This is a genomic window from Laspinema palackyanum D2c, from assembly GCF_025370875.1.
In the GTDB taxonomy this organism is placed as follows: Bacteria; Cyanobacteriota; Cyanobacteriia; order Cyanobacteriales; family Laspinemataceae; genus Laspinema; species Laspinema palackyanum.
The window spans coordinates 43,264-52,356 of record NZ_JAMXFD010000037.1; the positions used below are offsets into that span (position 1 = coordinate 43,264).

General features: G+C 47.4%; 3 protein-coding genes. 1 reads left to right on the top strand and 2 read right to left on the bottom strand.

The window, feature by feature from the left end:
- Window positions 1-28 precede the first annotated feature (28 nt).
- Window positions 29-595 carry a peroxiredoxin family protein gene (locus NG795_RS26030; protein ID WP_367291512.1) on the top strand — a complete coding sequence of 189 codons (567 nt, stop codon included), beginning with the start codon at window positions 29-31 and terminating at the stop codon, window positions 593-595.
- 218 nt (window positions 596-813) lie between these two features.
- On the opposite strand, the gene NG795_RS26035 is transcribed toward NG795_RS26030, so the two are convergent.
- Both NG795_RS26035 and NG795_RS26040 read right to left on the bottom strand, forming a co-directional pair.
- Window positions 814-2,649, bottom strand: a complete 1,836-nt coding sequence (locus tag NG795_RS26035) for a two-component system response regulator (protein ID WP_367291513.1) — start codon at window positions 2,647-2,649, stop codon at window positions 814-816.
- On the bottom strand, window positions 2,646-8,132 hold the full coding sequence (locus NG795_RS26040; protein ID WP_367291514.1) for a PAS domain S-box protein: 5,487 nt from the start codon (window positions 8,130-8,132) through the stop codon (window positions 2,646-2,648). The genes NG795_RS26035 and NG795_RS26040 overlap by 4 nt, the downstream gene beginning before the upstream one ends.
- Window positions 8,133-9,093: the final 961 nt, after the last annotated feature.

Sequence of the window (9,093 nt, forward strand, 5' to 3'; positions counted from 1 at the left end):
TAATTAATCGGCTCAAGAGGTTTAAACCATGTTGACATCTACGGATTTTAGAGGATTACTCAATCAACGCTTTTTCAATAATTTTCTGCCGGTTCCTGCCCTCAATAAACTCTACCCAGCAGTTTGCCCCCCTGACTTTCAACTTCCTCATGTCAATGGGGAGGGTTCGATTCGCCTTTCTGAATACCGCGAAAAACAACCTGTTATTCTCTATTTTACTCGAATTTTTACGGAAAAACAATATTGCCCTCTCTGTTTTCCTCACATTAAAGCCATAAATACGGCTTATGAGCAATTTGTAGAAGCGGGTGCGGAAGTGTTATTAATCACCAGTACCGATGAACGTCAATCTCAAATTGTCATCCGGGATTTGGGCTTAAAAATGCCGGTGTTGTGCGACCCGAGTTGTTTAGTGTTCCGGGCGTATGGGACGGGACAAGCTTTGGGTGCACCGTTACCAGCACAGTATTTACTGGATATTGAGGGCAAGTTACGGTTTAAGCATCTGTTTTCATTTTTAGAACCCAATGCTCAAGTGAGCCGCTTGTTAGAGCAGTTACAGGAAATTAAGTTGCAACAACCGGCGGGGGTTTAAACGTGGGCAGCCTCATAGCTAAAGTCGGTTAAAAACTGAAATCTTGCACCATTCTCAACACCGGCGGGGGATCAATCCCCCGCCTCATAGCTAAAGTCGGTTAAAACCGACTAAAAACCCCACAGGATAAGACTTTCAGTCGGTTTCAACCGACTTAATCTGTTAGGCGGGGGATTGATCCCCCGCCGGTTGGTGCTGTGCCAAGTCCTAGCTGAGGGTTACCACTGGGGAGAACCGGCTAACAATTGCGCGATCGCCTCTGGATCTAAGGGTTTAGAAAAGAGGTATCCCTGGGCGAAATCACAGCCTAATCCTCGGAGTTTTTCTAACTGGATGGGAGTTTCCACCCCTTCGGCGATCGCAATCATGCCCATTGTGTGAGCGATTCCAATAATACCAGGAACCAATCCGCACTGATGTTCCTTACCATCGATGCGCTGGATAAATGAACGGTCAATTTTGAGGACATTGACGGGAAATTCTTCGAGGTAACTTAAGGAAGAATAGCCGGTGCCAAAGTCATCAATGCTTAATTCAATCTGGCAGTCGCGAATTTGGTGGAGAATGTCCAGGGTGGCTTGGTTTTTATTGGCGATCGCACTTTCGGTAATTTCCAGTTTAAGCATTTGAGGATTGATTTGGGTGGATTCCAGGAGTTCCCGCAGATGCTGGATAAACGAAAATTGCAGAAAATGCCGCGCTGATAAATTGACACTACAAGTCACCTTGTCATTAATCAGGTTTTGATGTTGCCATACTTGGAGTTGTCCAACAGTTTCTTGTAATACCCACAGGTCAATTTGGGCGATTAAACCCGTTTCTTCGGCGATGGGGATAAAGTCGATGGGAGAGATAAATCCCCGGGTGGGATGTTGCCAGCGCACGAGGGCTTCAAAGCCATAAATTTGGCCCGTAGTTAGGGAAATAATCGGCTGATAATAAACTTTAAACTCCTGTCGTTCTACGGCGCGTCGCAAGTCGTTTTCAAGTTGGAGACGGTTTAATGCTTCGTCATGCATTCCCGGATCAAAGAGATAATATTGGCCTTTTCCTAGGGCTTTGGCGCGGTACATGGCGGTGTCCGCATCCCGGAGGAGATATTCGGGTTTTTCGTGGTAGAAACTGCCGAGGGTAATGCCGATACTGGCATTAATAAAGACTTCATACCGGGAGAGTTGAAAGGGTTCGGTTAAAGAGTTTAAGATGCGATCGGCGATGGTTTGGGCGCGATCGCGGGTGGGGAGTTCTTCCACGAGGATTGCAAATTCATCTCCCCCTAACCGCGCTAAGGTATCTTCTTCTCGGAGGGCGGATTGGAGGCGTTTGCCAATGGCAATCAGGAGTTCATCTCCGACGATATGACCGAGAGAATCGTTGACGACTTTAAAGCGATCGCAGTCTAAAAACAGGACGGCAAACTGATACTGTGGGTTGGCTTTGCGGAAGGCGATCGCCTGGTCCAATCGTTCCATAAATAAAGCACGATTGGGTAAATTTGTCAAGGGGTCATGAAGGGCTAAATGGAGTAACCGTTCTTGGAGTTGCTTGCGTTCCTTGATTTCCTGAATTAGCTCTTGATTGGACTGTTCTAACTGGAGGGTGCGCTCTTGGACCCGAGTTTCCAGTTCGGCATTGAGTTGCTGAATTTTTAATTCGGCGTCCCGGCGCAATAGTTGGGTTTGGATGCGCGCTAAAACCTCTTCTAATTGAAAGGGTTTACTAATATAATCAATGCCCCCAACATTAAAGGCTTTGACTTTATCAAAGGCATCATCTAAGGCACTCAAAAAAATCACTGGAACTTCACAAGTGGCTTCATTTCCTTTTAAAATTTCGCAAACTTGATACCCGCTCATATCCGGCATCATGATATCCAGTAAAATCAGGTCCGGGACGACCACGCGACAGGCTTTGAGGGCCATTTGACCATTTAAGGCTTTGCGAACTTTATAGCCTTCTTCGGTTAAAATCGTGGCCAGATAGCGGAGATTATCTTGGGTATCATCCACGATGAGAATATCTTTTTGGAGCAGTTGAACAGATTCGGCGTTCATTGGCCCTCCTGTTGAGTTAATTCCTCAATCAGATCAAACTGATAGTTATGGGCTAACTCGGCTAAGGCTTGGGATAAGGGGGCCAGATCCGGGGGAATCTCTTCGAGTAAGCGTAAAATCAAATCATCACTGCATTGCATGGCCGCATCATAAAGCTGATGAATCCAACTTTCGGGCATAATTTTCAAAGCCTCCGGGGAGAGGGAATACAGGGGTTTAGAACTATTTGGGGGGGAGCCTTTCTGGTCCGGGGAGAGGTCTTCAAAAATATAGTCAATATTCAGATATTTGCCGATGGTTTCGAGCAAAAAGTCTTCTTGAAACGGCTTGCGAATAAAGTCATCGCAACCGGCATCTAAAATCATTTTTCTTTCTTCCTCAAAAGCACTAGCCGTTAAGGCGACAATGGTCGTTTTTTGACCCTGAACGGTATTTTTAATATGTCGGGTGGCTTCATAACCATCCATGACGGGCATTTGCATATCCATTAAAATTAAGTGAGGTTTCCAACTTTCATAAACCGCGATCGCCCCTTGGCCGTTCTCCGCCTCTTGCACTTGAAATCCGATGGATTGCAAGATTGTCTTCAACAATAGACGACTTTCAAAAGCATCATCCACGACTAAAATGCGAGATTCCTTCCCCTGAGCTTGGGGGGCGATCGCCACTGCACGGCGCTTGGTTTGGCGAGTTTGAACCTCCCCCTCGCTACTCGGTGCGATCGCCACGGCAAAGGCAAACACCGTTCCTTGCCCCACAGTGCTGGTGACCTGAATATCGCCTCCCATTAATTGTACGAACTTTCGGCTAATTGGTAAACCCAGGCCCGTCCCTTGCTGAGATTTACGTCCTGTTTCTGTTTGTCCAAAGGGTTCAAACAATTTCCCCATTTCCTCGGGAGCAATCCCTGGACCCGTATCCTCAATTTCCAAATATAAGAACTTCCCCTGATTACCGGAGTCCGAAAAATCCCCCGGGTCAGGATTCACCCCCGTCAAGGCATCTTTCACCTCAATCCGGAGGATAACGCGACCCGTTTCGGTAAACTTAATCGCATTCCCTACAATATTAATCAGCACCTGACGTAACTTGCTCTCATCGGTTTTCACAAACTGAGGAAGGGTCTCGCAACCCTCAAAAATAATCTGAAGTTGCTTGGACTCCGCCTTGAGTTGAAACATCTCATTTAACGATTTCAGCAAATTCAGTAAATCAAAATTTACCGGATTAAAACTCATTCTCCCCGCTTCAATTTTTGACATTTCCAACACATCATTAATTAAAGCTAAAAGATGCCCTCCGGCCCGATTAATAATTTTTAAATGCTCGTGATTTTCCGGCTTCAGCGAGGAATCCCGGGCCAAAACTTGAGTAAACCCCAAAATTGCATTCAGGGGAGTTCGCAGTTCATGGCTCATATTCGCCAGAAACTCACTTTTGGCCCGGTTAGCCGCATCCGCAGCGAGGGCGGCTTTTTGGAGGGCGTGGGATTGTCGCTGAGTTTTGTCCAGTAACTCCGCTTGCTGGAGGGCCACTCCCAACTGATTGCCAATTTGCACCACCACTTTAATTTCTGCTTCTTTCCAATGGCGAGGACCGCTATTTTGATAGCTGGCTAATAATCCCCAGAGTTTATTCCCCGAAAAAATAGGCACAATAATATAGGCTTTGGCTTGAAATTGCTCTAGGATATTCAAGTAAGACTCATCAAAACCCTCATGGTAAACATCTTCAACCGCTAAATAAGTCAAGCCTAAATTCCAGGTTTCAGTTCGGGCGGATTGCATATAGCAATCTTCCAGTCCAATCTCCTTGTCCCCTAGCAACTCCGAGTCATCCCCGTTTAGGTTCACCGCAGTTTCGGGTAAATTTTGGATGTTATCCATTAAAGAAATCCATTCGGAACCCGTGGATTCGGCCACCACCTCACCTCGCCAGTCGTCATGAAAATGGTGAACTAAGACCCGATCGCACTTGAGCACCTGGCGCAATTCCCGGGTGGTTGCCGAAAAAATCGTTTCCAAATCCAGGGTTTCGCGCATCCGTTGAATCACTTGAGACAGGGCACGTTCTCGTTGGACACTTTCCTGTAATGCTTCTTCCGCTTGTTTGCGTTCCGTAATATCCGTTAAAGTCCCCGTCAGTCGGTAAGCTTCCCCTGCTTCATTCCGGATACATTTACCCTTCACTTCCACCCAAATCCAACTCTTATCTTTCCGTTCCATGCGGTGGGTATGATAATAGTATAGCGGATTTTGCCCTTGCACATGGTCTTGCAGGGTTTGCATTGCCACGGACAAATCGTCTGGGTGGACCTTGTTAAACCAAGTGCTAACCCGATAGGGTAATTCTCCCTCCTCATAGCCTAAAATTTGCATCCAGACTGGAGAGTAATAAATTTGGTCATTTTTTAAATCCCAATCCCAAATCCCATCATTTGTCCCGGATACGGCTAATTTAAACCGTTCCTCACTTTCGCGCAGAGCATCTTCCGCCCTCTTGCGTTCCAACAGTTCAGTTTTAGCTTGCTCAAACAGCGTACATTGTTGAATGGCGATGGACAATTGCACCGAAAGCTGCCGGAGAGATTCAATTTCCGATTCATGCCATTGTCTTTCGCCGCTACAGTGATGAGCAATCAGCAATCCCCATAATTGTTCCCCTTGTCGCAGTGGAACCACAAGATTGGCTTGAACTGCAAACCGACTGAGAAGTTCTACATGGCATTCCGACAGTCCCGCCTTGTTAATATTATCAATGGTGCGAATTCGACCTTGCGCGTACAGGGGAATATGGGTTTCAATGAAACAGCGATCTTCGATTTCAATCCCTTTGACGGACATCCAGTCAGAACCCACGGATTCAACGGCAATCACCCCACCCCAGTCCGGGTTAAAACGATAAATTAAAATGCGGTCCGTGTTTAAAAATCCGCGAACTTCGTTGACGGCAGTGTCTAGGACTTCTTCTAAGTCAAGAGAGGATCGAATCCGTTCCTGAATCGAACTCACCAGACGTTCCCGTTTAAGCTGCTGCTGTAAGGCAATTTCCGCCCGTTTGCGTTCACTAATATCGGTAATAGTGCCCAGATAGCCTTTGACTACGCCATCATCGCCGATTTCGGCGATCGCCTGCCCGATCGCCCAAACCACAATCCCATCAGGACGGACAAAGCGATATTCTGATTTAAACGGCACCCGCGTTTCAGCGGCTAAAAACCACTCCGATTGCACCCGCTTCAAATCATCGGGATGGAGATTAGCAATCCAACTTTTGCCGATCGCCCGTTCCAAAGAAAGTCCCGTCAACTCACTCCAACGTTGGTTAACATAACGACAATTGCCCTGAGCATCGGTATGAAAAATACAAACCGGAGAGGCTTCAGCCAGGGTTTGGTACCGCCGCTGACTCTCATCTAAGGCCGCTTCCGCAGCTTTTCGAGGCGTAATATCTTTGTGGGTGCCACTCATGCGTAAGGGAATGCCAGATGGGTCTCGTTCTACTACTTTACCGCGAGAAAGAATCCATTTCCATTCCCCAGACTGCGATCGCATTCGTAATTCCCGTTCATAGACCGGGAGAATACCCGCTAAATGGTCCTGTAATGCTCTTAGCGTCTTTTTTTTGTCCTCGGGATGTAACAAATCCTCCCAAATTTGATAGGAGTTGCCAATTTCCTCCACGTCATACCCCAGCATCCGTTTCCATTGCGGGTCAAAATAGGTTTTTCCCGTGGGAATTTGCCAATCCCAGATGCCTAAATCACTGCCTTCCAAGGCGAGTTGTAAGCGCCGTTCACTCTCACTCAGGGCCGCTTCTGCCATCTTTTGACCAATGGAGGACCCTAACTGAGTGGCAACCGCCCCCACCAAGGCGATCGCCCGTTCATCTCGGGGACTTTCTGTGCGTTTAAAGAAGGTTAAAACTGCTAGAATCCCATTCCCTCGGATAATGGGTACGGCAAAACAGGCTTTTAATCCTTGTCTTACTGCCATTAAAGCATCGTCGAAGGGTTTAGTTTCCTCGGTCAAATTTTCAATCCATTCCGGTTGCCGCGACTCCCAAACCCGTCCGGGAAGTCCTTCCCCCAACGGATAAGTCAGGGATTCCCGTTGCAGGCGGAACGCTTCTACATCAGGTGCGGGGTAATACCAACCGGGACGATAGGTGAGGATTTGCTGATTTTCATCGGGAAGCCACGCCTCTGCTACATCCCAATTAATGGTCATACAAATTGAGCGTAAGACAGAGGCTATTGCTGTTTCTAAATCCGGTGCATGACGGATGGCTTGATTGGTATCTAACAGCAACCGAATTTCGTCTTCACTTTGCTTGCGATCGCTGATATTACTAAAGGTACAAACGACTCGTTCAACTTGGCCCGATGCGTTTAGTTGGGGGTCCATATTCAGCAGCAACCATACGGTGTCTTTTTTCCCCCACCGACAGATTCCCGTGACTTGATTTTGCACAGGTTGACCCTGGGCAGTCGCCTTATGTAGGGGATGCTGTTCTTGAAGCGAAATTGTGCCATCCAGGGAGAGAATTTGCCAATTGAACTCGAAGGCACTTTTCCCTTGTAACTCGGATTCGGGAACATCAAGCAGTTCACTCGCCAGGGGATTACTTAATACAATGGTGCCCTTTTCATCGAGAAGTAATACCCCAACGGACATATTTTCCACCAGAGTTCGGAACCGGGTTTCACTTTCTTGGAGGGCCTGTTCTCGTAATAGGCGGGATTGGTAACGGCGATCGGCGAAGGAAGTAACCAGGGTGCCAATCAACAGAATCAGCGTTCCCACGCCGATTTGCATCGCTAACCAGGATTGGTCCGCCCCTTCAATCAGAATCGCTTCTGGGTTAGAAATTGCTGCAAAACAGGTGGCCCACATTCCGGTATAGTGCATCCCGGCGATCGCCACTCCCATAATTCCAGCACTCCCCAGTTTAACCCATTCCCGATGAGGACTGAGGGAGTCGCGAACCTGAAATGCCAACCCTAACGCCGTAGTTGAGGCAAAAATGGCGACTGCCACAGACAGGGCTACCCCCCAAGGATTGTAATGCAGGGTTGCCGGGACCTGGACTGCTGCCATTCCTAGATAATGCATCGAAGCAATGCCCAATCCCATGACAATCCCCCCTCCCACCAGGAGGCGGACCCTCAACTGCTGCCGATTGTACAGCCACATCGCCAAAGCCGAAGCGACAATGGCATCCACCCAAGATAACAGGGTCAGGGGGATATTGTAGGCTGTGGGGACGGGTAACTGTAACGCCAACATCGCGATAAAATGCATCGACCAGATGCCCGTTCCCATCGCCACCGCACCCCCCACACTCCAGACTAAGCGCGATCGCCTCGAAGAGTTCGGATTAACCCGTCCGGCTAAATCCAACGCCGTGTAAGAAGCAACCACCCCAATGATAAAAGAAAGGGCGACTAAAACCGGCTCATATTGACCCTGAATCATCTCCATAATTGTCCCTGAGATTGAATTTTTTGGCTTAAAAAATATTATGAAATCCAGCGCAATTATCAACCCATTTTTGATAACTTTGGTTAAAATTAATTTTTAATGCCCTACTTTAATTTCCAAGTTAACAATACAACAATCTCTAATGGTCAATTATAAAACACCTCAAAAGGGGTCCAAGAGTCACCGCTCTTGTTGAGAATGCCACTTCTTCCCAGAAGCCCCTCAGTGTTGCCTTTGTATCCCTGTTCGACTAACCCCTAAAGCAGGCTGGGAATATGCCTGTCTAATACTCCATACGGTACTGATAAGTCTACAAAAACAACCGGCATCAAGCGGTATGTGTAGGGGCCTGCACATCGAAGCCCCTACAATCCGTTTTTATAGACCTTTAAATACCGTATGGAGTATTAGAGGCACTCCAACCCTCTATGATTGTAGTCCACCCCTGAGTAAGGGCCGAGTGACCCGATTAGGTATTTCTCCCGGGACCCTAGACTGACCCTATCCTCTGTCAACCCCAAAAAATGCCCCAATTTCAGACAAGCCGCTTGGTGGGGGGGCTAACCAAACTAACGGAGCTTTTTCTAAGCATTTAGTTTGTTACAACTGATTTAAGATAGAGCATTTCCCACAGTTATTATCGTACATTTAAGGAGTGGGTTGGCGTTGCCAGTGCGTCAGCACAGGGGGTTGCGATCGCACTCGTTAATAATTAATAGAGTATCTTGCTCGCTTTCTTGAGGTCAAATTCATTTAGGTGTGCGATAGCAGAGTCGGGGTTGAGAAGCGATCGCCTCCTTAAACCAGCAGTTTGGCCCAACTTCATCGGATAATTAAGATGCCGTATTCAGCACCAATCATCATGGACCCCAGGAACTCCTATCGGCTCTTTAGGACTTGTGGTGATAAATTTATCTAATGAATTTCCAAAATCTTCAATGTTCTTGAGTGGTTAAATCTG

What these genes read in the sequence shown, in the direction of transcription:
- NG795_RS26035 (WP_367291513.1), bottom strand. Translation starts at nt 2,649, where the DNA reads ATGAACGCCGAATCTGTTCAACTGCTCCAAAAAGATATTCTCATCGTG.
- NG795_RS26040 (WP_367291514.1), bottom strand. Translation starts at nt 8,132, where the DNA reads ATGGAGATGATTCAGGGTCAATATGAGCCGGTTTTAGTCGCCCTTTCT.
- NG795_RS26030 (WP_367291512.1), top strand. Translation starts at nt 29, where the DNA reads ATGTTGACATCTACGGATTTTAGAGGATTACTCAATCAACGCTTTTTC.